The organism is Mucilaginibacter sp. (genome assembly GCF_025359345.1).
Classification (GTDB): domain Bacteria; phylum Bacteroidota; class Bacteroidia; order Sphingobacteriales; family Sphingobacteriaceae; genus Mucilaginibacter.
In genome coordinates, this window is record NZ_JANYGQ010000028.1 from 181,952 (window position 1) to 207,288 (window position 25,337).

Below are 25,337 nucleotides of genomic sequence, written 5' to 3' on the forward strand. Positions count from 1 at the left end.
TTTTCGTTTTGAATAGTTAATTACTGTTACTGGTTTTGTGCATTTTTTTGCCGGCCTGCTTAGGCTTGGGTAGCTCTTTTGGCGGCGTTGCATCGGGCAGCTGGAACAGCACTTCTGTATCACCAAGTATGGCAGGCACCGCCCATTCCGAAAAAGAGAACCGGCCGTTTGAAACTTCGACCTGCAAGGGCTGCGATTCGATGGAGGGGGTAACCGGCAGGCGGGTACTTCCCCCGGGCTTGCCAACCGGTGCATCAGCAGGAATAGATTTGGGTAATTCGGGCATTGGCGGAGCGGCTGGCGCATTAACATCCGCCGTCATTTTAAAAATATCATCATGGGGTGCTTCCGCAGGCAGGGCCGGTATGTCGGGCGCAGCTGGCAATGGTGTACCAAAGCTCCCAGCCGAAAGTCCCTGGATTGTAGGCTGGATGGGGGTAATTACTTCAGGAGCTACAAGCAGCACCGGCGGCATTTTACTGATTTGTGCCGGGCCGGTCTGCGGTACATTTACAGGCGGCACATCGATAAACTGCGGGGCAATAGCCGGCTTATTATGTGTCGCACCTTTTTGAATTGTAGCCGGCGCCTGCGGTGCCGGCACGTTCCAATCCGAAAAATTACCATGCGTTTGCGCAATTGCAAACCGCGTCATAGCCAAAACAGCTGTAAGCAATAAAATAATGGGCTTGTTTTTCATTATGTTATTTTGCGTTTAACTTCATTTCTATCTCAACGTTATTACTGTTCATTGCGTTACCTGCTTAACGATAGCGGGTAACCGATGCTAAATATACCTGCCGGCTTGTCAGCCGAATTGCGGGTGATGTTCATCACCCCGATGCCAATTGAAAATGCGTTTGGAAAAGGCCTTAATCCTAACGATGCGGCCAGGTTTGTGCCTGACCACTCCGCGTTTACGTTTACGTGATGTATGAATTCGTACGAAACTCCCCCAAAAACCATGGTACCCTTTTTGTTGCGGCCGGCTGCAATATCATAAGGGCTCCTTAAATAAAACCTGCCGTTGCCGATGCCGATGGTATAAGTGAGTTTGGAGCTGCCTTCTGTTTGCGATGGCAGGGTTTGTACGGCATGGCTAAAAGCAATATAATAGGTAGCACCCGGCACATCTGTTTGGATTTTGTTTGCGAATACCTGCAGCACTCCGGCCGAAACACTGGTGCCGGCAAAAAGCATCCGGCTTACAATAAAATTTGCCGAAAAATCCTGGAACTTGTGCACATCATTTAAATTAATACTCGCCGCAAAATTTAGAAACTTCTCAGGGTTGCCCACGCAAACGCCCCCCGATACTGCCATATCCGCTTTATTCGTGTACGCCTGTGGGTACACGCCGCCAACACTTCCAAATAGGTAGCTTCCATAACCACCCCAACCGGGGGGTATAGTGATGGTTTGCATGGCATCGTCAGGCAATAATTGCTGTGGTTTTACCGGCATTAACAACGAGTCCATTTTTTTTTCAAGCAATTTTTCAAGCTTGTTTTGGCCGACGGTACTTTTTGGAAAGAGCAAGCCAAACACTATTAACAGCGATATAATTACCGGGGCGACTGACAAGCGGTGCATTACAAATTTACTGACAGGTTTAATATGAAGGGCTGCATAATATTTATCCAAATTAACTATTTTTTGTTAATGGCTTGATTAATATTTAATTAAAGCTGTGGAATTACAATGAGCCAAATTAATCAGTTACAAAAGTACAATGCCGCGGGGGCGCTTAAAATACCAACCTGTTTGTATTGTTAAGGTAACCATGCAACTTTTGCCCAAATCCATTACATTTGCCATTATGCAAAAAATATTGGTTGCCAACCGGGGCGAAATAGCTTTAAGAGTAATGCGTTCCGCGCGCGAAATGGGTATCAAAACCGTAGCCGTTTACTCCGATGCCGACCGCAACGCCCTGCACGTGCGTTATGCTGATGAAGCCGTGCATATCGGCCCGGCTCCTTCAAGCCAATCGTACCTGGTTGGTGATAAAATAATTGATGCCTGCCGCAAAACAGGGGCGGAGGCAATCCATCCGGGCTATGGTTTTTTAAGTGAAAATGCTGCATTTGCCAGGCAAGTCAGGGAAGCGGGGCTCATTTTGATAGGTCCCTCGCCCGAGGCAATGGAAGTAATGGGCAACAAGCTGTCGGCAAAGGCAGCAGCGCTGAAATATAATATACCCATGGTGCCCGGCACCGAGGAAGCCATCACAGATGTGGCTGAAGCAAAACTCCGCGCGGTTGAAGTTGGCTTCCCTATATTAATAAAAGCAGCTGCCGGCGGCGGTGGCAAAGGCATGCGTATAGTTGAAAGCCCGGCCGACTTTGAAGAACAAATGCAGCTGGCGGTTTCCGAAGCTGTTTCGGCTTTTGGTGATGGCTCGGTATTTATCGAACGGTATGTATCATCTCCAAGACATATAGAGATTCAGGTTTTGGGCGACACCCATGGTAATATCTTGCACCTTTTTGAACGCGATTGCTCGGTGCAGCGCCGCCACCAAAAGGTGATTGAAGAAGCGCCGTCATCAGTTTTAACGCCTGATATACGTGAGCGCATGGGCAAATGCGCCGTTGATGTGGCCCGTTCTGTTAACTATACCGGCGCCGGCACGGTGGAGTTTATAATGGATGAACAGCTAAACTTTTATTTCCTGGAGATGAACACCCGCTTGCAAGTGGAGCACCCGGTAACGGAATTTATCAGCGGGATTGATTTGGTTAAAGAGCAAATCCGCATAGCAAGGGGCGAAGCCATCAGCTTTAAACAAGAAGACCTTAAAATTAACGGTCACGCCATTGAGCTGCGGGTGTATGCCGAAGATCCCGATAACAACTTCCTGCCGGATATTGGCACGCTACAAACTTACGTTACCCCAAAAGGCCCCGGCGTACGGGTTGATGACGGCTTTGAACACGGCATGGAAATTCCTATCTACTACGACCCGATGATCGCCAAGCTGGTGACTTATGGTAAGGACAGGACAGAGGCCATCGAACGCATGATACGTGCCATCGACGAATATCATATAATCGGCATTACCACCACATTAGGCTTTGGCAAATTTGTAATGCAGCACGAGGCGTTTACCTCGGGTAATTTTGATACGCATTTTGTAAAAAAATATTTTACCCCTGGTTCATTGCAAACCGATAATGAAGATGAAGCCCTTGTAGCCACCATGATAATGGAAAAACTTTTAGGTACCCAGCGTTTAAAGGTTGCAGAAGTTGCTGATGCCGAGGTTTCAAACTGGGTGAAGAATAGGCGGGAGGTTTAATAAGCAACAATTATGGTGACAGGTGACTGGTTTGTTAAAAAGGTAAAAGACTATTTTTCATTTTTAATAGACGAGTTCGGCTATGTTTTAACAGACGAAGAAATAGCCGGCAATTACTATTATACTTTGAGCTATAGTGACGGCATCAGAAGCGTTTCGGTTTTGTACGAAAATATTGAGGACTATTTTACGGCAACCGTTTCCATTCTACAAAATGGGGTGCGTCCAAATTACGACGATAAAACCAAAACACTTCATCTAAACAAACTCAATGAAATAATACGACCTTCAATTAAAAATGAGGAGGTACTTTCGAATAATGGATATTTCAAGCAGTTTCAAGCAGAGAATGAATTTGACCGGAAGCTGTTAAAATCTGCGAAGGAGATTCGATTATGTTTAAAACACTTCGGAGAGATAAATCTTTAAAAATACCTGTTTATCAACTCTACTATAAACCCCACCTGAGCCCCATTTATCTTCAATTTTGCCTCTTCAACCTCAAACCACCCGGCCCGGTCAATTTCGGGAAATGACTGCTTTTTGCCCGATTTCGGTGGCCATTCCATTTCGAACAAATTGCTGGTGATGGTTTCGTGGTTAATATCGCCTTCAATGGCCCAGGCATAAACGGTTTTGCCGCTTTTTAGCCTAACCGGTTTTAATTCAATAAAGTCGCCCCCGATAGCCTTCCCGGTTTCTTCTTCAAATTCGCGTTTGGCGGCCGCTAAGGCATCTTCATCATCCAAAAACTCACCTTTGGGGATCGACCATACACCCAGGTCTTTGTTTTTAAAAAAAGGGCCACCCGGATGCACCAGGAAAATCTGCGTTTTATTGCCTGCTTTGCGATAAAGTAATATACCTGCGCTTTGAGTTGGCATTTTTATAATTTATTGGCAAGTTAACAAACACAAAAACTATTATGGTTAAATTCGCTTTAATAAAAACTATATTACCGATATGACTGACAACAAATGGGCCATCTTTAAAGTGGCCGGCGATTACAATACCGATGTACGCAGCCTTTACGAAGCCTGGGCCACCAAAGAAGGCATCGAAAAATGGTTTTTGCGCAAAGCCAATTTTTATACCATACCGCGCCGCACCCGTGAACCCCACGAATTTATTATGACCGAAGATACCTATGAATGGTACTGGCATGGCTGGGGCGATGATGCCGTGGAAAAAGGACAAATACTGGAAGCCAATGGCACCGACACGATAAAGTTTACCTTTAGCGGTGGAAGCATTGTTACCGTTTACATATCCAGCCGAAACGGAGTCTCGATTGTGGAGCTTACCCAGGAGAACATTCCGGAAGAACCCGATCTTACCAAAAACCTTTACGTGCAATGCCAACTGGGCTGGACGTTTTATCTGGCCAACTTAAAATCGGTGATTGAAGGTGGCGTTGATTTAAGGAACAAGAATGTTGATTTGAAAAGTAATTTTAAATAGGCCCCCCGGCCCCCTAAAGGGGGAGTTTAATGCGTCGCTTAATTACCACAATTGCTTGACATTTGATAAAATCGAATTATTTATCTTCGCAGCTTAACGTTCCCCCTTTAGGGGGTTAGGGGGCCACATGTTTACAGGAATAATAGAAACTTTAGGAACAATAACCGATTTACGCCGCGAACAAGGCAATTTGCACATAACAGTTGAGTCATTAATTGCTGCGGAACTAAAAATCGACCAGTCTGTGGCCCATAATGGCGTTTGCTTAACTGTGATCGCATTGGCCGACGGCAAGCATACCGTTACAGCCATTGAAGAAACCCTCAACAAAACCAGTCTTGGCTACCTTAAGGCCGGTGACCTGGTTAACCTGGAACGATGCATGCAGATGAACGCGCGGCTTGATGGTCACATTGTTCAGGGCCATGTTGACCAAACCGCAACCTGTATAGCTTTTAACGAGTTAGATGGCAGCTGGGAATATACTTTCGAATACGATCCGGCTAATGGCAACGTAACGGTTGAAAAAGGCTCCATTTGCGTAAACGGAATTAGTCTGACAGTAGTTAACTCGCAAGCCAATAGCTTTTCAGTCGCTATAATCCCATATACTTTTGAGCATACCAATCTGCAGCAGGTAAGGGTTGGTTCAGTAGTTAATCTTGAATTTGATATCATCGGCAAATATGTTGCGCGATTGATGCAGCGTTGATTTTTGATAGCTGATTTGGCTAAAGCCGGTTGCTGTATACTTTTATTCCGTCACTTAAAAGTGACGGCAATGAATTTATATATCAGCGATTTATTTTCATTGCCGTCCGGCTTTAGCCGACGGAATATACAAAATGTTAAATGCGGCTTTAGCCAAATTGCACCGTGGTTAATATGCTTAGCACACGCACCTTGATTCAATTCTGTAATTGCCCAATGCGGCTTTTTACAAAAGTTATATAAGTAGTTTGCTTTTCCGACGGTCGGGATGCCAGGTACTTTTTATAATACATTAGGGCATTCTTTTTATCCTTCAATTTATTATCATACAAGTTAGCCAGCAGGTAATACAATATTGGGCTTTCGCTAAACTGCAAAGCCTTTTGATAGGCAAAGGCTGCTTTTTTGTGCAAGTCGAGCTTTTGGTCGGCGTCGGCAATTTCACCATAGTAGGTAGCGATATTCGGCGATAATCCCTGTAAAATGGATTGTTTTAGAAAATAAATGCACTGCTTTTGGTCGTTAAGGCCTTTAAAACATAATGCAGTATAATAAAAGGTATATTCAGTTTGTTCGATGCCTCGCATGCCTGCAAATGTTTCGGCCCCGCAGGCGTAGTTCTTAATGTTATAATAGGATATGCCGAGTTTGTTTAATATTTCGCCGTTACTAACCCCCATGTTAAGCAATTTGTTACACTCGTCAACAGTTTCCTGCCATTTCTTTTCGGTATAAGTCAGCTTCATCATACTTAGCAAAATTACCACGTTTTCCGGGTCGCTTTCGGCTGCTTTGTTTAATACCCGCAGTGCGTCATCAAAGCGTTTTAGCGAAGTATAGTAATTGCCAAGTTCGCTTGCCACATCAGTATCAAAGGGATTCAAACGGTTTGCTTTATCGTAATATAAAACAGCATTTACGGTATCATGGTTTCCCTGGGCAATTGCACCGAGGTGACTGTAAACCGCAACGTTGGTGGTATCTTTAGCAATAATCATTTTATAATATTGCTCAGCCTTCGCCATATTCCCGCGTCGCACATTTATCCCTGCCATGTTAAACAGTATATTTTGGTTGGTTGTATCAAGGTTATAAGCACGCTGGTAGTAACCCTCGGCTTCGGGTAATTTGTTAGCCATTTGCGATGCATAAGCCAAGCGCGATAGTACCTTCAAATCGGTAACAGGCTCCGGGAAATTCTTTTTCAGATAATCGGCGGCTTCAAGGTAGCGTTGTCCCTGGTAATATTCCATCATCAGGCCATCGTCAATCTTGCTGGTTTGCTGCGCAAATGTTGTAAATAGTGTAAGTAACAGCAGGAGGGATATAAATATGCTTTTCATATAACTAAATTATTAGTTATAAATGATAAAAGCAACTTTTCAAACAATTTAATATAAACGGGGTTGTAATATTAAATACAAAAACACATCACTATGGATAAGTTAAAGAAATTCGGGCTAATGGAAAAGATTGTCCATGAACTGGAAGATTTAAAAAATAGCCAGCAGGCTATCATACAAAAACTGGCAAAAATAGAAGTAGATAATATGGAGCTGGGCGACAAACGCCTTGAAAAAGACCTACCCGATATGCACCAGCGCGTAGCCGATAACCTGGATACCATTGCGGCTATTCTTGAAGATTTTGCTGCTCAAACTGATAAGTTTAGCGACAGTAATAACATTTCAGCCCTGAAAGAACAGGACGCGATAGACAAGTTATAAGAGACTAATGCTAAAAAGTAAAAGGCGAAGGGATCATCTTTCGCCTTTTTACTTAAAATCACTGCTTCATTTTCTTCTCATTATCCTTGTTAAACTGTTTAATGGCTTTGTAATATTTCTTTTTATCAAAATATTCCAGGGCATCCTTATCCTGTAAAATCATCTTCTTAAGATTATCTGCCTCGAATTTAACGATAGGACCGTCATTTAGTTGAATCGCAACAATCGTGGCAGATTGAAACATTATTCCATCTTTTTCGCTTAAATAAGAATACATGTTAATAGTCCCCGGTACCGCTTTAAACAGCCAGCAAGTATCAGTTGGCAATCCATTTATATAAACTGGGTGATTTAAATAGCCACTGCTTGCTATCCGCATAATGCCTAACGTTTGTTGGGAATATATTTTTTTGTTTCTGTGGGCTGTATCCGATTTAGGATATTTTTTGTCAACCAATAACAAATAGTCCTTATGCAAAGTTGTATCAGTATATATCACCGATTCAACTGTCAATGTTGAACTATCTTTTAACGTAACATGATAAAAATATTTGAAGTTGTGTAATTCATTTGCATTCATTTTTCCCAACATCCTTGCTTCCATCGCATTCATATGCATCTGAGCATCCTGCATAGCCATTCTATGATAAGCAGCTTGCATGTCCGGATATTGCGCGAACACGCTATTGACAAAAAATGTAAATAAAATTCCTGCCGCAAAAACAGGGGCAAACTTACGACCGTTAGACATTTTAAAGATTTTGGTTCAGATAAATATAGAAAAAACAAAGCGGGCATTAAAATATAAGGTCCGCGTGTTCTTAATCATTTTTTACCACTCCCTACTGATACTGTATATAAATAGGTGCCGGCTTCAACTGCAGTACCTCTTTCATGGTCAGCAACCGGTGAGGCGGCTTTTGAATATCATTTTTATAAAACAATTTAAAGCCTGTAAATTGTACAGGTTCGCCTTCAATAAAATAATGGTAGGTGCCTTTCTTTAAATCAGGTCCACCCCAGCCGTCCATATCCATAACAAACTGTACTTCGGGCCTAAGCTTTACGTTTTGGTAATTGGTTACCATTTTTTTGGTAAAACGGTGTACGATAAAAATTTTGGGCGGCAGGTTATTCTTTTTCACCAGCCCTGCCAGGTAGCCCGTAACATAATTTATATCCTCCGCATCGAAAGTGCCGATACGTTTGCCGGGGATGCTGCCTTCCTTCATCGAAAACTCAGGGTCGATGCCCAAGTGTACGTTGGGCATGCTCAGGTATTTCTCCAGCAGGGGCACTTCCTTTTGTACGGTGCTAAAACCTACCTGTAAATCCAAAAACACGATGGCGTTTATACTTGCCGCCATGTGCAGCACACTGTCAATGTGTTTAAAAGGCATGCGCAGGTTATGGAGCCCGTTGCGCCCGGCGTCGGCCTGGGCAGTTACACATATGTAATGCAGGGCCGGTATAACGGGCGTAGCGGTGTCAGCCTTCTCCCAATTTTTTACTTCGGCTTTTAATTTGGCCAGCATAATTTTAGGCGGATATTGCCCTAGTACCCCCATGTTTTTGGAGTACATGTTGCCATAATAAGCCACAATCCGGTTAAACGGCAAAATAGCGCCGGGGAGGGGATACGCCTTTGTTTTCACCGGCCACCGCTTATGGCCATTGGCCAGTTTTCGCATTAATGAATCGTAACGGGCGGTATCAAGTGGTTTGAGGGACGTGTCCCTGAAACGGTCAATCTTTACAGCAGATGCCTGTGCAGCGCCGAAAAAACAAACGAAAATTGGTAAAAGGAAGATGGATTTGATGTTTTTCAAAATAGGTGGTGTTATAGCTATAAAAGTTGTCATTCTGAGCGACAGCGAAGAATCTTATCTGTGCGACATTCACGCAGGGCAGGTAGGCGTGCTACCTATCAACTTGCTACTTATCAAAAGGACAAGATTCTTCGCGCTGCTCAGAATGACAAAGTTGGTTTTTTTAAATTAATTCGCCGCGAATAATTACTCACAACTCACCATTCCCCACTCGGTGCTCACTATTCAATACTTTTTCCCTTCATTGCCGTATTAATCGCATGGTCCATCAGCCTTTCAGCAAACGGCCGGGTAAACTCATTCAGTTCATCAATAGCTTTGTGAATAGCATCCTTATCGCCGGCGGTTAACGCACTTTGCAGCGCCTTTACATACTCGTCAGTCTTGTCGGCTTCCTCTTTTTCAACAAAACTGCCGTTCTTTTGCATAAAGCTCTCAACAGTCCTGATCATTGATTCGCCTTCAACACGCGCCTCAATCAGCATGCGCTGACTCACGTCGTCCTTTGCGTGGGTGATGCTATCCAGCAGCATCTGCTCTACCTGGTCGTCGGTAATGCCGTAGGTGGGTTTTACTTCTACTTCCTGTTTTACGCCCGAGCGTAATTCAACCGCCTGTATCTTTAATATCCCGTCGGCATTCAGCAAAAAGTTGATATCCACTTTTGGGAAGCCTGCGGGCATAGAAGGGATGCCTTTCAAATCAAATTCGGCAAGTTTGCGGTTTTCCTTTATCAAGTCGCGCTCACCCTGGTAAACGGCAATTTTCATATTTACCTGCCCGTCAATCGAGGTGGTGTACTGCCTGCCTGCCTTGGTAGGCACTTTTGAGTTGCGCGGGATAATTACATCCATCAATCCGCCCATAGTTTCGATGCCAAGCGAAAGCGGCGTAACGTCCAATAACAAAATATCGCTGCGGTTACCGGCGAGCACATCAGCCTGTATGGCGGCGCCGAGCGCAACCACTTCATCAGGGTTTACCTCGTCATGCACAGGCCGCCCAAAAAACTCAGCCACCATTTTTTTAACCAGCGCTGTTCGGGTCGAACCGCCGACCATAATCACCTCGTCAATATGGGTTTTATCAACTTTGGCATCCTTTAATGCATTCTGACAGCAGGTTATAGTCTGCTGTACTTTGGGTAATATTAGTTGTTCAAATGTGGAACGGTCGATGGTGCACCATATGTCGCCAATTTTGTCGTTCACCAGGCTTTGGTGGGCAAACGCCTTTTTAGCTTCTTCGGCTTTAAGGCGAAGTTGCTGCGCAAGTTTGTTGTCGGCAATCACTTCGGCTTTGTTCAGTTGATTTTTCTCAATCCAGTAATCAACTATGGCGCTATCGAAGTCATCGCCGCCCAAAAAGGTGTCGCCATTGGTTGCCAGCACTTCAAAAATGCCGTTTTGTATTTGGAGAATAGATACGTCAAAGGTGCCGCCGCCAAGATCGTACACGGCAACGGTGCGTGTTTCTTCGGGATTAAGGCCGATGCCGTAAGCCAGGCTTGCGGCGGTAGGCTCGTTTACTATGCGCAAAACATCAAGCCCGGCGAGTTTTCCTGCATCGCGGGTGGCCTGGCGCTGCGAATCGTTAAAATAAGCAGGCACAGTGATAACGGCACGATTAACCGGTGTTTTTAAAGCGTGCTCAGCGCGTGCCTTAAGTTCTTTCAATATCAGGCCCGAAAGTTCAATGGGCGTATAAAACTTATCGCCAACCTTTATTTTTACCAGGCTTTCCGAATCATCGTCTATAACCTTATAGCTGAAAAAGTCTTTATAATTCTCAATATCATGGTACGAGCGACCTAATAAGCGTTTTACTGAGAATACCGTATTTTGCGGGTCGGTTATTAAATATTCTTTGGCCTCATTACCTACTGAAATTTCACCTGCCGGGCCAAAATGCACAACAGAGGGTACTAAAACACCTTTGCCGGTATCATTTATTACCTGCGGATTTTTATCAGGATTAATAAACGCCACCAGCGAATTTGTGGTACCCAAATCAATCCCCACAATCAATTCTTCTTTTTGTATAGAACCCGTTGCCAGGTTAATAGAAACTTTAGCCATTGCCTTTTATTAACAAAGCGCAAATGTAGTATGTTTTAGCTGATGGTGTGTCATTTGAATTTCGGATTTCGGATGTTCGTCCCGATAGCTATCGGGATCGGAATTATTGAATGCGGAAGTCGGAATGCCGATTGCGGAAGTGTAAATTCTTATTTAAACATTCCACAAAATGTGCTTACTTTCACACCTAATGAAATTTTGCCGCAAATTACCCCTCTTACTGCTACTAACAACTGCCAGTCTAACAAAGGCACAAACCTTCGGTGGTAACCCGCCGTCTATCAAATGGAGCCAGGTAAATACCCCGGCAGCGAAGGTGATTTTCCCATCCGGGCTCGATTCTGTTGCCCGGCAGGTGGCCAGCATTGTGCAGCAAATGAACGGGTACATATTGCCCACCATTGGCAGCAAGCAACGGCAGGTAAGTATTGTACTGCAAAACCAGACTACCGTTTCAAATGCTTATGTGGGTTTGGCGCCGTTCCGCAGCGAGTTTTATTTAACGCCTGAGCAAAATAGTTTTGATGTTGGCAGCCTGCCCTGGCACCAGCAACTGGCTATACACGAGTTCAGGCACGTGCAGCAGTATAATAACTTTAATGTGGGCCTGTCGCATGTGTTGAAAGTTCTTTTTGGCGAGGGTGGGCAGGCGCTGGGGAACGATTTGGCGATACCCAACTGGTTTTTTGAGGGCGACGCTGTTTATAACGAAACACATGTAAGCGAACAGGGCAGGGGGCGGCTGCCATATTTTTTCAACGGATTTAGGGCATTATGGGCTGCGGGTAAGGATTACAGCTACATGAAAATTCGCAATGGGTCATGTCTTGATTACACCCCTGACTGGTACCCGCTTGGCTACATGCTGGTATCGTATGGACGCGATAAATATGGTGATGATTTCTGGAAAAAAGTAACACTCGATGCAGCAGCCTATAAAGGTGGCTTTTATCCGTTACAAAGGGCAATTAAGAAGTATTCGGGTAGGGACTTTGAGGGATTTAGGAATGACGCAATGGCTCATTTTAAGAAACAATTTGCTGACGCAAGTCCAAAAATAAGAGTAGAAATAAAACACTTCGATGCCAATCGCGAATTTCCGGCTTATATAAACGACAGTACACTGGTTTACATTAAAAGCACCTATAATAACTTGCCGGCCTTTGTTCTAAAAACAGGGAATACAGAAAAAAAGGTAAGTACCAGGGATGTTACCCAGGATAATTACTTTGATTACCATGATGGCAAGATAATTTACACTACTTACCGCCCGGATGCCCGCTGGGGTTATCGTAACTACAGCGAACTAACCTTGTTGGATATAAATACCGGCCAGGAGCAAACTATAACCAGCAAAACAAAATATTTTTCACCGGCTTTTAGTAACGATGGCAAAACCATTGTAACCGTTGAAGAGGCCACCACCGGAAAAAGCGATATCCGCTTAATAAATAGCACCGATGGGAAATTGCTGTCGGTGATCCCCAATAAAAACAACCTGTATTTTACGTTCCCAAAGTTTTATGGCGATGATAAAATAATCTCGGCGGTTAGAGATGTAAAGGGCAGGATGTCGTTGGCGTTAATGGATATCAAGACCGGAGATGCTAAATACCTGCTTCAGTTCAGTTATCAACCCATAGTTTACCCGGTTGCGAAAAATGATACCGTTTACTTTTCGGCAACATCAGGCATTAATGACAAGTTGTTCGCTTTGAGTGTCAAATCGGGTAAGCTGTTTGAACTGGCGAATGCAAATCAAAATGCCTCGATAGGCAATTACCAGGCTGCTATCAGTAGTACCAAAATTGCCTGGGTTAGCTTTTCTGCCACAGGGTACAAGGTAAATCAGGTGGATAAAAAAGCATTGCAATGGACAGAAGTTAAAAATCTACCGGGTGGTTTGCCCGACCTCGGCATTGCCGCTTTAAAACGCGATTCATCAGCCAATATCCTTGCCGGGATTAGAACCGAACAGCTACCCATTACCAAATATCCAGCCCTTTACCATCCGTTCAATTTCCACAGCATTATACCCAACATTAGCGACCCTAACTACGAAATTTCCATCGCCGGCGAAAACGTTTTAAACACCCTGCAAACCAATATTTCGTTTGATTATAACCGCGATGAAGGTTACAAGCAGTTTGGCTTTGATGCCGTTTACGGCGCCTTGTTCCCCTACATAACAGCGGGTGCCAATTACACTGCCGATCGCAGGGGCTATAGCAATGGCCGTAATATTTACTGGAACGAAACCCAGTTTAACGCAGGGTTGCAGGTGCCTTTAGATTTCTCGGCAGGCAAAAACTTAACGGGCCTTCAATTTGGCAGCGGCCTGGTTTATTCGCAAACTAATTTTCAGCAAGCCTACAAAGCCCAATTCGCCGACAGGAGCTATCTGTACAGCAGCAACTTTATATCGTTCAGCAACAGCACGCAGCAGGCCCGTAAAAACATCAGTCCCCCATTTGCGCAAAATATATTTTTATCCTACAAAACGGCGGTGTCGGGGTTAACAGCCAACCAGTTCTTGGCATCGGGCAGCTTCTTTTTCCCGGGATTGGTTGCTAACCATAGTTTTGTGATCAGCGCCGCACATCAGCAAAAAAATAAAAACAGCGTAATCAGCTTTTCAAACGATTTTCCGTTCTCGCGCGGATACCAGGCCGAAAACCTGTATGATATGAACAAACTGGGTGCAAACTACCGTTTTCCGATTGCCTATCCCGACGCCGGTGTAGCCAACACCATTTACCTGATGCGCATACGCGGCAACGCCTTTTACGATTATACCCGCGCCACCGACTTTTTTACCAGCGGCGCACAGTTTAAAGGCACCTTCCGCTCAACCGGAGCCGAGATTTTTTTCGATACACGGTGGTTTAACCAGGCATCCATCAGCTTTGGCGTCAGGTACAGTCGTTTGATTGATGAAGATATCTTTGGAGGCAATGGACGCAACAGGTTTGAATTGATAGTGCCTGTAACGATCTTTTAATTGTGAATTAGTGAGTTGGTGAATTAGTGATTTAAACCTTTTATAACACTTACAACACCTACAACATTTACAACTTCGTAAACCTTTTAATCTCCGTATATTTGACGTGATGAAACGCGCTATTCCTTTTATAATAATTGCCTCTAGCTTTTTCGGGTGTTCGCATCCTAATTATAAGCTAAACGCTATTGAATATTTGAAAAAAAAGGTACCCAACCCCACATCGGTTGATACCATCAGATTTTTAAAACCAGACAGCATTTATAGCACTTTCCATGATAACCCCGAGTACCGCACGTTAATGGTTGCGCTTAATAACTTCTACATCAATGCCGATTCGGCTAAAATTAGAGAAACCAGGGCGTTAATTAAGCAAAAGGAAAAGTCGTACAAAAACAAGCTCACCGGCTGGGACGTGCGCCTTATCTATAAAGCAAAGGATAAAAAAGGCGTTATGAAAACCGATACCTGCCGGTTTTTATTTGAATCGACGTTAACGGGTGTGCGGGACGTAAATGGGGTAGATATAAAATAGCCCATTTGCTATTTTGATAGAGCCAAAGGTTATTTTTTTAGTTGATGTTGGACAAGTATTAGGCAGCCGGCACAAATAACCAGGTCTGATTTCCTGCTCTCAATATGCTTTATAATTTCACCTATTCCCTTAGGAACTTTTTTTTCGGTTTTTTCTATCATCTTAAACCCTGCCAAACCATACTCCTGCTCTTCACAGCAAAAACTTTGAAGCATATGCAAGAACTTTTTTTGCCTATTATCCTTGGCTTGTGCCTGCAATTTCTTCCAACGGCGCGTCATTCGTGAACCGTCACCACAATGACTGGCAAACTCCTCGGCGATACTTAACTCTGCGTGTAAGTCGGCAAGAGATTTGTTAGAACAGTAAAATTCATTCCTTAACGACAAATATCTGGATGAATTGAGTGTGTCCACTTTAACAAATTTTCTTTTTGAATAGAAATTATCGTAGAAATCATCATCAAACCTAACAGATGTCAAGTAAATTGAGTCGCTTTTTGTCAAAAGATCAACATGGTAGCGCCAACTGTTAAGCGTTACGCTAATCCGTTCATGCCGATATCCAAAATCCACGTCCCTGTCAAAATAAATATCCACATTGCTATCATGTGGCTGGCGCGTTTTCTTTAAACTATCGAGTTTTTGGAAGAATTGAGAAGCGCGTGTTTCTTTCTTTGCAATATCCTCAATTTTATGGTATTGGAATATTTCCGGCTGTGCAAATGCACCGAAAACCATAAATTGAAGAAATAATACCCAAGGCCATCGCATAAATAAATGTAAATAAATTCCAACTAATCCCAAGTCAACTAGCCTCTAATCTCTACTTTCCGGCAGTACAACCCTAAAGGTTGAACCTTTACCCACCTCGCTCTCAACCTCAATTTTGCCGTTGTGCTTTTCAATTATTTGTTTCACAATGCTCAGGCCAAGCCCGGTTGATTGTTCACCCTTTAAACCGGTACGGCCTGCTTTTGAAAATGGGGTGAAGATAATGGGCAGCATATCTTTAGGTATTCCAAGTCCGCGATCCTTTATCTCGATGATGATATTTTGATTGCGCTTGTTGATAAACACCTCGATTTTGCTTTTTTCTTTCGAAAACTTTAGCGCATTACCAATCAGGTTATCAAGCACGCGGGTAAATTTTTCATGGTTTATTTGCGCATAAGCAGGGTTTATCGAGGATATCAGCTCTATCGCGTTTTTTGCCTCATTTTGTAGCTTCCAAACATCAATATTTTGCTGCACAAGGGCATTAAGTTCGGTCTTAATCGTAATAAACTCGCCCGAATTGTCATTCCTTGCAGACTCCAGCAGGTCGTCGATAATTGTACGCGCCCTTATGCACGAGGCCTTCATCAGGTTCAACGTGTCCTGGGTATCGGCATTGATCTCCTCCATCTCCATCATCATGGCCAGTGTTTCAACCGCAGCAATAGGGTTGCGTAAGTCATGTGCTACTGTGCCAAGCAACTGGCTTTTAAAATCGCTTGCCTTTGCAATTTCCAGATTTTTTTCGCGTATCTCATTCACGTGCATCCAGTAGTTTGCCTTGTACGAGAAAAAGTACCGCGATATCCAATAAAATCCGCCCAACAAAATAACCGACACCATTTGGTTGTAGATCATCTCGGTAGGATCGGTATGGGCGTGTATTAAGAGTGAAGTGAACATTAGCTCAACAGCGATGATGAGTATAATGGTTTCGTAATATTCAAAAACACATAGTACACCTATAACTGTTAACGATATTAAGTAAAGCACCAGGGCATTGCGCGGGTTTGCCGTAGCAATAAAGCTGCTGAACATACCGCAAAGAATAATATACAGCGCGAATGTGAAAACAAACAGCGACATTATGGCAGTAGCTTTTTTGTTTTTGTTGATTTCATCTATCAAAAAATTGCTGATGATATAGAAAAACAGTGCCGAGCCCATAAATACCCAGTTGGTGATATCAAATTCCGGAAAGTTCTCGGCTTTGGTAAGGCTGAGCGGGAAAATAAGGTACAGCGCCCTGATGACCACGTTTAGTACTAAAAAAATAATGGCCCCCACACGCACCGAAGACAGGTTTTCGCGGGTGTAGTAGTCGCGGTAGGCGTTTTTATGCTTACCAGTAAGGTCCTTAAATAAGTACTTATCCAAACGTTTTGATTATTAGGGTGAACCAAAAATAAAGCTTTTTTAAATAATAAACCTTTTTGATGAGCAGAATTTAGAGATGACAAACCAGCGGTCCATTTTAATTTTAGCCGACAATTTAACAGGTTAGCGTGTATGGCAGGGGAATTGAGGGTATTGAGTAGTTAAGTTGATTAAGTTTAATAGTTTATTAAGTTAAACATCCGGAGACTCAATTCTGCTTAACACATCAAACAAAAACATTACCATGAATTTTAACAATTTTACCATAAAAGCGCAGGAAGCCGTTCAAAAGGCTTCGGAAATTGCAGTAGGCAACCAGCAGCAAGCCATTGAGACTGCGCACCTGCTTAAAGGGTTGTTGCTGGTCGATGAGAACGTAGTATCGTACCTGTTAAAAAAATTAAACGTAAATATTAACCGCCTGAACGAGACGCTGGATACACAAATAGCTTCGTTTCCGAAAGTGAGCGGCAGCAACGCTTATTTGTCATCAGGCTCAAATTCGGCTTTGCAAAAAGCGACCGCTTATTTAAAAGAGTTTAAAGACGAGTTCGTATCTGTTGAGCATATCTTATTAGGTATTTTATCAGTAAACGATAAAACCAGCACCGCTTTAAAAGACTACGGGGTAAATGAAAAAGACCTGAAAAAGGCTATTGTAGCCCTGCGCGGTGATAATAAGGTTACCGACCAAAACGCCGAAGCAACTTACAATGCGTTAAACAAATATGCACGCAACCTGAACGAGTACGCTGAATCAGGCAAGCTCGACCCGGTTATTGGCCGCGATGAAGAAATTCGCCGCGTTATACAAATTCTTTCACGCCGTACCAAAAACAACCCTATACTGGTTGGAGAGCCCGGCGTTGGTAAAACAGCCATTGCCGAAGGTATTGCCTTCCGTATAATCAAAGGCGATGTGCCCGAGAGCCTGAAAACAAAAACAGTTTACTCGCTGGATATGGGGGCATTGATTGCTGGCGCCAAGTACAAAGGTGAGTTTGAGGAGCGCTTAAAAGCCGTAATAAAAGAAGTTACCCAGGCCGATGGCGAAATCATTATGTTTATCGATGAGATACACACGCTGGTAGGCGCTGGTGGCGGTGAGGGTGCAATGGATGCGGCCAATATATTGAAACCGGCATTGGCCCGTGGAGAACTAAGGGCAATTGGTGCAACCACCTTAAACGAATACCAGAAGTTTTTTGAAAAAGATAAAGCATTGGAGCGCCGTTTCCAGATGGTGCTTGTTGATGAACCTGATACAGCCGATGCGATCTCTATTTTGCGCGGGTTGAAAGAACGTTACGAAACCCACCACAAGGTGCGGATAAAAGATGAGGCCATTATCGCCGCCGTTGAGATGTCGCAGCGCTATATTTCCGATAGGTTTTTGCCGGATAAGGCTATCGACTTAATGGATGAGGCTGCTTCAAAACTGCGCCTGGAAATGGATTCGGTACCCGAGGTAGTGGATGAGTTGGAACGCCGCATAATGCAGCTTGAAATTGAACGCGAAGCCATAAAACGCGAGCGCGACGATAAAAAAGTAAAGGAACTGAGCGAAGAAATTGCTAATCTATCCGCCGAACGGGATTCGCTGCGTGCCAAATGGCAGGGCGAAAAGGATTTGGTTGACGGCATTAACATCAAAGTTGAGCAGATTGAAAACTACAAGCTGGAAGCCGAACAGGCCGAACGCGCCGGCGATTACGGCAAAGTAGCCGAATTGCGCTATGGTACCATAGTAAAAGCCCAGCAGGAAGTTGAGGACCTGAAAAAAGCGCTGCTTGAAAACCAGAGCGACAGCCGCATGTTGAAAGAGGAAGTTACTGCGGATGATATTGCCGGCGTGGTTTCGCGCTGGACAGGTATCCCGGTTTCAAAAATGATACAGAGCGAGCGTGATAAGCTGTTAAGCCTGGAAGATGAACTGCACAAACGCGTTGCCGGCCAGGAGGAAGCCATTGAGGCCATTAGTGACGCTATACGCCGTAGTCGTGCCGGTTTGCAGGATAAGCGTAAGCCAATTGGCTCGTTTATATTCCTGGGGACCACAGGTGTTGGTAAAACCGAACTGGCCAAAGCCCTTGCCGAATATTTATTCAATGATGAAGGCGCGCTGGTGCGTATCGATATGAGCGAATACCAGGAACGTCATGCCGTATCAAGGTTGATAGGTGCGCCTCCGGGCTACGTTGGTTATGATGAAGGCGGGCAGTTAACCGAGGCCGTGCGCCGTAAACCATACAGCGTGATACTGCTGGATGAGATTGAAAAGGCACACCCCGACGTGTTTAACATATTGTTGCAGGTACTTGATGATGGCCGCTTAACCGATAACAAAGGCCGCGTGGTGAACTTTAAAAACACCATCATCATCATGACATCGAACATCGGCTCAAACCTGATCCAGGAAAACTTCCAGGATTTTGATGAGAACCAAAAAGACGAGGTAATCGCTAAAACCAAAAACCAGTTGTTTGATTTGCTACGGAAAACCATTCGTCCGGAGTTTTTAAACCGGATCGATGAGATCATCATGTTTACACCGCTTAGTCGCAATGAAATAACTGATATTGTTAAGATGCAGTTTAAACAGTTGCAGCAAACCCTTGCCGAAATGGGCATTACCCTGGATGCATCGGAAGAGGCTTTGGACTGGCTTGCACAGCTTGGCTACGACCCTCAATTTGGCGCAAGGCCGCTGAAACGCGTTATTCAAAAGAAAATTTTGAACGAGCTTTCTAAACAAATACTAGCCGGCAAGGTGGATAAAGACAGCAAAATAAGACTGGATATGTTCGACAACAACTTTGTTTTTTTGAACGAAGATTTGCTGAATAAGGTAGAAGAGCCGGTTAAATAAAAATAATAAATCCATCATATAGCACAAAAGCTTTCGTCTGGTCGACGGAGGCTTTTGTCGTATATGGCCGGGTGGTAAACTGTTGTTTATCAAATAGCATATATAATGAACGGATAAAAAACAAAAAACAACTTTCCAATTGCGATTGTTAAACTTTAGCTAACTAAACCTAAAAATAGAACCGTTATGAAAGAACATGTTGTAAAGAAGGAGGTGAGCATCAATGCCGAGCCTTCCGCTGTTTGGGATGCACTAACTGATCCCCTTAAAACAAAAAAGTATTTCTTCAATTGCAAAGTGATATCATCGTGGAAAGAAGGCAGCCCGATAACATTTAAGGGACGGATGTTTTTAATTTTCCCCATTGAAATGAAGGGCAGGATATTAAAAATAGAGCCTGGGAAATTATTACAATACAACTTAAAGAATACTGGCGATAAGTCGGCTACATTTTCAACAGTGACTGATACGCTAACCTACAAAAATGGCAAAACTACTGTATCTATAACCGACGACGTGGGCGTTGGTGAAGGCGCGGCAAAAAGATTCGAAAAATCGAAAAAGGGGTGGGAGAAGATACTGAAAGGGTTGAAAGCGGTCGTGGAGGAAAGCAAAGGCACGGATGCAGTGTGAGGACATTTGTTTTTTTGAGATGCAATATTTGCGTCTCCGCCTTTGTAGGTTACAGAAAATGCTTTGAAATGTTTTTCGGAGACGCAAAATATTGCGTCTCTACGCGCGAAGGTTTTAATTTTTCTCCCTATGTTTAACCCCTCATTACCAACCCTCTCAAAACATGGGAAAACATATGTTCAAATACTTACTGTTTGTATTATTAATATCGTCAAACATCACATCCGCCCAGGATAAACCTACATACAGAGACGCCTCAAAATCAATCGATTCCCGCGTAAACGACTTACTATCCCGACTAACCCTCGAAGAAAAGGTTTCATTACTCGGTTATAACAGCAAAGCTGTGCCCCGTTTGGGTATCCCCGCCTACAATTGGTGGAACGAAGCCCTGCATGGCGTAGCAAGGGCAGGGGAGGCAACCATTTTCCCGCAGGCGATAGGCATGGCGGCTACGTTTAATGATGATTTGCTGCATCAGGTTTCCACCGCAATATCAACCGAAGCACGCGCAAAATACAACCTCGCGATAGCAAAAGACCGGCACCTGCAATACATGGGCCTAACTTTCTGGACGCCAAATATCAACATCTTCCGCGACCCGCGTTGGGGCAGGGGACAGGAAACCTACGGGGAAGACCCTTTTCTAACCGGCACCATGGGCACCGCATTTGTGCAGGGCCTGCAAGGTAACGACCCTAACCATTTAAAAGCGTCGGCCACTGCCAAACACTTTGCCGTGCACAGCGGCCCCGAAGCAACCCGAGATTATTTCGACGCCCGGGTGGACGAAAAGGATCTGCGTGAAACCTATCTGTACGCTTTCCATGCGCTGGTTAACGGCGGGGTTGAATCGGTGATGAGCGCCTATAATAAGGTTAACGGCACGCCAAATTCTATCAATAAATTTCTGCTGACTGATGTGCTGCGAAAGGAGTGGGGCTTTAAGGGGCATGTAGTTACCGACTGTGGCGCGCTGGATGACGTTTATTCCACCCATAAATCGCTGCCCGGCCCGGTAGAAACCGCCGCCGCAGCCATAAAAGCTGGTATTGATCTGGACTGCTCAACCGTATTACAAAACGATGCCATTAAAGCTGTGCAAAAAGGACTCCTTACCGAAAAAGAAATTGATGGCGCTCTGGCGGCTTTGCTCCGGACCGAAATTAAACTTGGCTTTTATGATGATGCCACTGCTTCGCCGTATTATGGATACGGGGCAGACAGTGTTCATAACGCAGCCCACGTTGCGCTGGCCCGTAAAGCTGCACAGCAAAGCATGGTGTTGCTGAAAAACGATAATAATGTTTTACCTCTTAAAAAAGCCAATTACAGCAGCATTATGGTGCTTGGTGCTAACGCAGCCTCTTTGGATGCCATGATAGCCAATTACCACGGCACCAGCAGCAAAGTGGTGAATTTTGTAGAAGGTATTACAGCGGCCGTTGGCCCGGGGACCCGGGTTGAGTACGACCAGGGTTCGGATTATAAAGATACCGTCCACTTTGGAGGCACCTGGGCCGCTGGTAATGCCGATGCCACTATTGCAGTTATCGGTCTTTCACCTGTATTGGAAGGCGAGGCAGGTGACGCGTTTTTATCCGAAACAGGTGGGGACCGTAAAAATTTAAGCCTGCCTGCCAGCGAAATTGCTTTTATGAAGGAACTTCGTAAATCGGTAAAAAACAAACCCATAGTAGCAGTAATAACAGCTGGCAGCGATGTTGATATCGATGCAATTGCGCCCTATGCCGATGCCATCATTTTTGCATGGTATCCCGGCGAGCAGGGTGGTAATGCGCTAGCCGATATTGTTTTCGGCGATGTATCACCTTCAGGTCACCTTCCTTTAACCTTCTACAAGGCTTTAAGCAATGTGCCCGATTATAAAGATTACAGTATGAAAGGCCGCACCTATCGTTATTATACCGGGCCTGTGCAATACCCGTTTGGCTTTGGTCTGAGCTATACTTCGTTTGCCTATTCGCTTAAAAATGAAATGAAACATGGATATAAGCCAACAGATACCATTAGCGTAAATCTACAGGTGAAAAATACCGGTGTTATGGATGGCGATGAGGTGCTGCAGGCCTACATCCAATATCCGCAAATTGACCGTATGCCTGTAAAAGAACTAAAGGGTTTTAAACGCGTTACAGTAATCAAAGGAAATGAGCAAACCATCACCCTGAAAATACCAGTAAGGGAGTTACAGAAATGGGATATGACGTCACATGGCTGGAAAGTATATCCCGGTAGCTATAAACTGGTGTTAGGGAGCAACTCGCAGGATGAGAAGCTTGCGTTGCCGTTTACAATTAAAGAAAAATAGAATCAAGAACCAAGAGTCAAGAGCCAGGACTTGCGTATTGACTTTTTTCTTCTTGATTCTTGTCTCTTGATTCTTGACTCTCAAAAATGTACAGCAAAGACGAAGCATCGCAGCTAAAACAGCAGTTCTGGACGGCCTTTGGGCAGTATGTATCGCCGCACCCGTCCGCCGAAGGATTAAAAGTGAACTGGGTAAATTATAAAACCGGCATCAAGCATGTTTACTTTAAAATGCAGGCCGATAAGCGCAGCGCGTCGATTGCCATAGAACTAACCCATTTAGACCCGGGAATACAGGAGTTGTTTTTTGAACAGTTTAAGGAGTACAGAAATATTCTAAACGAAGCCATCGGCGAAACCTGGGAGTGGCAATTGCATACCACAGACGAGTACGGCAAAACCACCAGCCGTATATTTAAACAAATAGATGGCGTAAATATCTTCAACAAAAACGACTGGCCGGAATTGATATCTTTCTTCAAACCCCGCATAATTGCATTGGATGAGTTTTGGAATGACGTTAAGTATGGGTTTGATGCTTTGAAGTAGAATTTTTAACCACGGAGGCACGGAGGGGGAACTGAGATTTTAAAAAATATCGAATATTCAGGCTTCTGTGGTCTTTGTGGATTCTCGGCGTCTCTGTGGTTAAATTATCTGATACACTCGTGAAAAAGCTCTTTTTTTTACCATTATTTCACCCCATTTAAACAACAAATTTTCAAAAAAAATCGATTTTAAGAATTTTTGTCTTTTTAAAAACGGACGATTTTGGTCATCTATGTGAATAAGTACTGTGTTGATAACCCTGTAAAATATAGCTAAATCAGCTTCAATTATCTATACATCAATCAATATAGCTATGGTATAAAAATGTTAAAAACATGTTAACAAAAAATAAAAAAAACTCTTGACAGATATCGTCTACACTACTATCTTAGAATCATCAAGAACGACGTACTTTGACAACCTTACAGGATTACAGAATTGAATCGGGCGAACCTTCGGGGGAGCTAAAGATCACGGAAGTGCCTAGATTACCGGAAAATGAAACGGCGCAAGCCACTGAAAATGAAGGGTCATAAAAAGAGGTATTAGAGAGGAGTTGCAATTTTTTACGGAGAAAAGCAGTAACCGCTAATGTACTGAAAGGATCAATGTCCGCAAGGACAACAGAATAGCAGTCGGTCAATATACACAAAACTTGGTGCTTTGCAGGAGGCTACGGTCGAGCGCAGAGTCAGAGAACGGAAGAAGAATCGCAAGAGGACGCTTCCGTTTTCGTTTTTATAGCATTTTTTTCCTGGCGAATTGAATTTCCATTTTTCTGGCAGGCTGAAAATGGCTAATTTAGCAGGACATGAGCAAGGAAGGCAAAAGCAAGAGCAACGGAAGGCCAAAAATATTTGTTTTAGATACCTCGGTAATCTTGTACGACCACAACGCCTTCGAAAATTTCCAGGAGCACGATGTAGCCATACCTATACAGGTGCTGGAAGAATTGGATAACATGAAAAGCGGGAACGATACCCGCAACTTCGAGGCCCGCAGCTTTATCAGGCTGATGGACGATATCTCGCAAAACCATTTAATAAACGAATGGCGCCCCATAAACGGCAAAAGCAAAGGCAATTTTAAAGTAATTATTGATACCGTGGCGGCGCAAACCGATGCTACCGAAGTGTTTGGCTCGGATAAAACCGATCACCGCATACTAAATGCCGCTTTGGGCTTGCAGGATGAAAATCCTGACAAGAAGGTGGTGCTGGTATCAAAAGATATTTGCCTGCGCCTAAAGGCCAAAGCGCTAAACCTGCATGCCGAAGATTACGAAACCGGCAAAATCAAAAACCTGGACGAATTGTATACCGGCGAAACAACGTTAAATAAGGTCTCCGAAAAACTAATTAACCAGCTAAATAAAACTGAAAGTTTGCCCGGCGGAGATTTTGATATGCAGCCGCATAATCATTTTTACATCTTAAACGGCAAAAAAGGAGCGACGCCCGGTTTTTATAATTCGCAGACTGGCCAGCTGGAAAAAATCACCGAGCAGCCTGTATTTAACATTTTTCCTAAAAACATCGAGCAGTCGTTTGCTATCCATGCGCTATTACATCCGGATATTAAGCTGGTAACCATACAGGGCAACGCAGGCACGGGCAAAACCCTGCTGGCGCTGGCAAGCGCATTGGAACAACGCAAATACTACCGCCAGATATATGTCACCCGCCCTATAGTGCCGCTGAGCAATAAGGATATTGGCTTTTTGCCAGGCGACATCAAATCGAAAATAGATCCTTACATGGCGCCCATCTGGGATAACCTTAAATTTATTAAGGACAGTTTTGCTGACGACGAAAAAATGCAGGCCAAAATTGACGAGCTGGTAACCAACGATAAAATAGCCATTGCGCCGCTGGCTTTTATCCGCGGCCGTACGCTAAGTAAGATATTTTTTATTGTTGACGAGGCGCAGAACCTTACCCCGCACGAAGTGAAAACCATCATATCCCGCGCTGGCGAAAACAGCAAATTCGTTTTCACCGGCGATATTTACCAGATAGATACCCCTTATTTAGATGCAGAAAGTAATGGGCTCTCGTACCTTATTGATAAGGCGAAGGGGCACCCATTGTACGCTCATATCACATTGCAGAAAGGCGAGCGGAGTGAGTTGGCTAATTTGGCGACGGAACTTTTATAAT

The 25,337-nt window shown here is 44.0% G+C and carries 21 protein-coding genes; 12 read left to right on the plus strand and 9 right to left on the minus strand.

What is annotated here, in order from left to right:
• Positions 1–16: 16 nt before the first annotated feature.
• Entirely contained in the window at positions 17–700 is a 684-nt protein-coding gene (locus Q0R52_RS19300) for a hypothetical protein (protein WP_295797188.1), read from the minus strand.
• A gap of 56 nt (positions 701–756) precedes the next feature.
• On the minus strand, positions 757–1,644 hold the full coding sequence (locus Q0R52_RS19305) for a hypothetical protein (RefSeq protein ID WP_295797191.1): 888 nt from the start codon (positions 1,642–1,644) through the stop codon (positions 757–759).
• A 175-nt stretch (positions 1,645–1,819) separates the two neighbouring features.
• On the opposite strand from Q0R52_RS19305, the gene accC reads away from it, so the two are divergent.
• The gene (accC, locus tag Q0R52_RS19310; RefSeq protein WP_295797194.1) at positions 1,820–3,301 is read left to right on the plus strand and encodes an acetyl-CoA carboxylase biotin carboxylase subunit; all 1,482 of its coding nucleotides are present in this window, start codon (positions 1,820–1,822) and stop codon (positions 3,299–3,301) included.
• A gap of 12 nt (positions 3,302–3,313) precedes the next feature.
• Positions 3,314–3,730, plus strand: a complete 417-nt coding sequence (locus Q0R52_RS19315) for a hypothetical protein (RefSeq protein WP_295797197.1) — start codon at positions 3,314–3,316, stop codon at positions 3,728–3,730.
• On the opposite strand, the gene Q0R52_RS19320 is transcribed toward Q0R52_RS19315, so the two are convergent.
• Positions 3,727–4,185 (minus strand): NUDIX domain-containing protein, encoded by a 459-nt coding sequence (locus tag Q0R52_RS19320; protein WP_295797200.1) that lies wholly within the window; start codon positions 4,183–4,185, stop codon positions 3,727–3,729. The two genes, Q0R52_RS19315 and Q0R52_RS19320, sit on opposite strands and share 4 nt — an antisense overlap.
• A gap of 79 nt (positions 4,186–4,264) precedes the next feature.
• Here Q0R52_RS19320 and Q0R52_RS19325 point away from each other — a divergent pair, with 79 nt between their 5' ends.
• Together Q0R52_RS19325 and Q0R52_RS19330 are read left to right on the plus strand one after the other, a co-directional pair.
• Positions 4,265–4,762: an SRPBCC domain-containing protein gene (locus Q0R52_RS19325; protein WP_295797203.1), complete on the plus strand. Its 498-nt coding sequence runs from the start codon at positions 4,265–4,267 to the stop codon at positions 4,760–4,762.
• Positions 4,763–4,889: 127 nt separating this feature from the next.
• The gene (locus tag Q0R52_RS19330) at positions 4,890–5,474 is read left to right on the plus strand and encodes a riboflavin synthase (protein WP_295797205.1); all 585 of its coding nucleotides are present in this window, start codon (positions 4,890–4,892) and stop codon (positions 5,472–5,474) included.
• A 196-nt stretch (positions 5,475–5,670) separates the two neighbouring features.
• Here Q0R52_RS19330 and Q0R52_RS19335 read toward each other — a convergent pair whose 3' ends face one another.
• Positions 5,671–6,816 (minus strand): hypothetical protein, encoded by a 1,146-nt coding sequence (locus Q0R52_RS19335; RefSeq protein WP_295797208.1) that lies wholly within the window; start codon positions 6,814–6,816, stop codon positions 5,671–5,673.
• A 93-nt stretch (positions 6,817–6,909) separates the two neighbouring features.
• Here Q0R52_RS19335 and Q0R52_RS19340 point away from each other — a divergent pair, with 93 nt between their 5' ends.
• Positions 6,910–7,200, plus strand: coding sequence for a hypothetical protein (locus tag Q0R52_RS19340; protein WP_295797210.1), 291 nt, complete (start codon positions 6,910–6,912; stop codon positions 7,198–7,200).
• A 58-nt stretch (positions 7,201–7,258) separates the two neighbouring features.
• Here Q0R52_RS19340 and Q0R52_RS19345 read toward each other — a convergent pair whose 3' ends face one another.
• The 3 genes from Q0R52_RS19345 to hscA form a co-directional block, all read right to left on the minus strand.
• Positions 7,259–7,951, minus strand: coding sequence for a hypothetical protein (locus tag Q0R52_RS19345; protein ID WP_295797212.1), 693 nt, complete (start codon positions 7,949–7,951; stop codon positions 7,259–7,261).
• A gap of 91 nt (positions 7,952–8,042) precedes the next feature.
• On the minus strand, positions 8,043–9,029 hold the full coding sequence (locus tag Q0R52_RS19350) for a hypothetical protein (RefSeq protein ID WP_295797216.1): 987 nt from the start codon (positions 9,027–9,029) through the stop codon (positions 8,043–8,045).
• 221 nt (positions 9,030–9,250) lie between these two features.
• Entirely contained in the window at positions 9,251–11,107 is a 1,857-nt protein-coding gene (hscA, locus tag Q0R52_RS19355) for a Fe-S protein assembly chaperone HscA (protein ID WP_295797219.1), read from the minus strand.
• A 190-nt stretch (positions 11,108–11,297) separates the two neighbouring features.
• Between hscA and Q0R52_RS19360 the strand changes: the two genes are divergently transcribed.
• Positions 11,298–14,108, plus strand: coding sequence for a hypothetical protein (locus tag Q0R52_RS19360; protein ID WP_295797221.1), 2,811 nt, complete (start codon positions 11,298–11,300; stop codon positions 14,106–14,108).
• 196 nt (positions 14,109–14,304) lie between these two features.
• On the plus strand, positions 14,305–14,643 hold the full coding sequence (locus tag Q0R52_RS19365; protein WP_295797225.1) for a hypothetical protein: 339 nt from the start codon (positions 14,305–14,307) through the stop codon (positions 14,641–14,643).
• Between the two features lie 29 nt (positions 14,644–14,672).
• On the opposite strand, the gene Q0R52_RS19370 is transcribed toward Q0R52_RS19365, so the two are convergent.
• Positions 14,673–15,383 (minus strand): hypothetical protein, encoded by a 711-nt coding sequence (locus tag Q0R52_RS19370; RefSeq protein ID WP_295797228.1) that lies wholly within the window; start codon positions 15,381–15,383, stop codon positions 14,673–14,675.
• 78 nt (positions 15,384–15,461) lie between these two features.
• Positions 15,462–16,796: a HAMP domain-containing sensor histidine kinase gene (locus tag Q0R52_RS19375; protein WP_295797230.1), complete on the minus strand. Its 1,335-nt coding sequence runs from the start codon at positions 16,794–16,796 to the stop codon at positions 15,462–15,464.
• Positions 16,797–17,040: 244 nt separating this feature from the next.
• On the opposite strand from Q0R52_RS19375, the gene clpB reads away from it, so the two are divergent.
• From clpB to Q0R52_RS19400, 5 genes are all read left to right on the plus strand, one after another.
• A complete protein-coding gene (gene clpB, locus Q0R52_RS19380) occupies positions 17,041–19,665 on the plus strand; it encodes an ATP-dependent chaperone ClpB (protein WP_295797233.1) in 2,625 nt (874 codons plus the stop codon).
• A gap of 186 nt (positions 19,666–19,851) precedes the next feature.
• A complete protein-coding gene (locus Q0R52_RS19385; RefSeq protein ID WP_295797236.1) occupies positions 19,852–20,298 on the plus strand; it encodes an SRPBCC domain-containing protein in 447 nt (148 codons plus the stop codon).
• Positions 20,299–20,473: 175 nt separating this feature from the next.
• Positions 20,474–22,630: a glycoside hydrolase family 3 protein gene (locus tag Q0R52_RS19390; RefSeq protein WP_295797239.1), complete on the plus strand. Its 2,157-nt coding sequence runs from the start codon at positions 20,474–20,476 to the stop codon at positions 22,628–22,630.
• 86 nt (positions 22,631–22,716) lie between these two features.
• Positions 22,717–23,178, plus strand: a complete 462-nt coding sequence (locus tag Q0R52_RS19395) for a DUF4268 domain-containing protein (protein ID WP_295797242.1) — start codon at positions 22,717–22,719, stop codon at positions 23,176–23,178.
• 811 nt (positions 23,179–23,989) lie between these two features.
• Positions 23,990–25,336: a PhoH family protein gene (locus Q0R52_RS19400; RefSeq protein WP_295797245.1), complete on the plus strand. Its 1,347-nt coding sequence runs from the start codon at positions 23,990–23,992 to the stop codon at positions 25,334–25,336.
• The last annotated feature ends 1 nt before the right edge of the window (position 25,337 follow it).

Bases quoted from the DNA above. Each gene is read 5' to 3' on its own strand.
- Q0R52_RS19335 (WP_295797208.1), bottom strand. From the start codon at position 6,816: ATGAAAAGCATATTTATATCCCTCCTGCTGTTACTTACACTATTTACA.
- clpB (WP_295797233.1), top strand. From the start codon at position 17,041: ATGAATTTTAACAATTTTACCATAAAAGCGCAGGAAGCCGTTCAAAAG.
- accC (WP_295797194.1), top strand. From the start codon at position 1,820: ATGCAAAAAATATTGGTTGCCAACCGGGGCGAAATAGCTTTAAGAGTA.
- Q0R52_RS19395 (WP_295797242.1), top strand. From the start codon at position 22,717: ATGTACAGCAAAGACGAAGCATCGCAGCTAAAACAGCAGTTCTGGACG.
- Q0R52_RS19360 (WP_295797221.1), top strand. From the start codon at position 11,298: ATGAAATTTTGCCGCAAATTACCCCTCTTACTGCTACTAACAACTGCC.
- Q0R52_RS19320 (WP_295797200.1), bottom strand. From the start codon at position 4,185: ATGCCAACTCAAAGCGCAGGTATATTACTTTATCGCAAAGCAGGCAAT.
- Q0R52_RS19385 (WP_295797236.1), top strand. From the start codon at position 19,852: ATGAAAGAACATGTTGTAAAGAAGGAGGTGAGCATCAATGCCGAGCCT.
- Q0R52_RS19325 (WP_295797203.1), top strand. From the start codon at position 4,265: ATGACTGACAACAAATGGGCCATCTTTAAAGTGGCCGGCGATTACAAT.
- Q0R52_RS19300 (WP_295797188.1), bottom strand. From the start codon at position 700: ATGAAAAACAAGCCCATTATTTTATTGCTTACAGCTGTTTTGGCTATG.
- Q0R52_RS19345 (WP_295797212.1), bottom strand. From the start codon at position 7,951: ATGTCTAACGGTCGTAAGTTTGCCCCTGTTTTTGCGGCAGGAATTTTA.
- hscA (WP_295797219.1), bottom strand. From the start codon at position 11,107: ATGGCTAAAGTTTCTATTAACCTGGCAACGGGTTCTATACAAAAAGAA.
- Q0R52_RS19315 (WP_295797197.1), top strand. From the start codon at position 3,314: ATGGTGACAGGTGACTGGTTTGTTAAAAAGGTAAAAGACTATTTTTCA.
- Q0R52_RS19340 (WP_295797210.1), top strand. From the start codon at position 6,910: ATGGATAAGTTAAAGAAATTCGGGCTAATGGAAAAGATTGTCCATGAA.
- Q0R52_RS19370 (WP_295797228.1), bottom strand. From the start codon at position 15,383: ATGGTTTTCGGTGCATTTGCACAGCCGGAAATATTCCAATACCATAAA.
- Q0R52_RS19400 (WP_295797245.1), top strand. From the start codon at position 23,990: ATGAGCAAGGAAGGCAAAAGCAAGAGCAACGGAAGGCCAAAAATATTT.
- Q0R52_RS19390 (WP_295797239.1), top strand. From the start codon at position 20,474: ATGTTCAAATACTTACTGTTTGTATTATTAATATCGTCAAACATCACA.
- Q0R52_RS19330 (WP_295797205.1), top strand. From the start codon at position 4,890: ATGTTTACAGGAATAATAGAAACTTTAGGAACAATAACCGATTTACGC.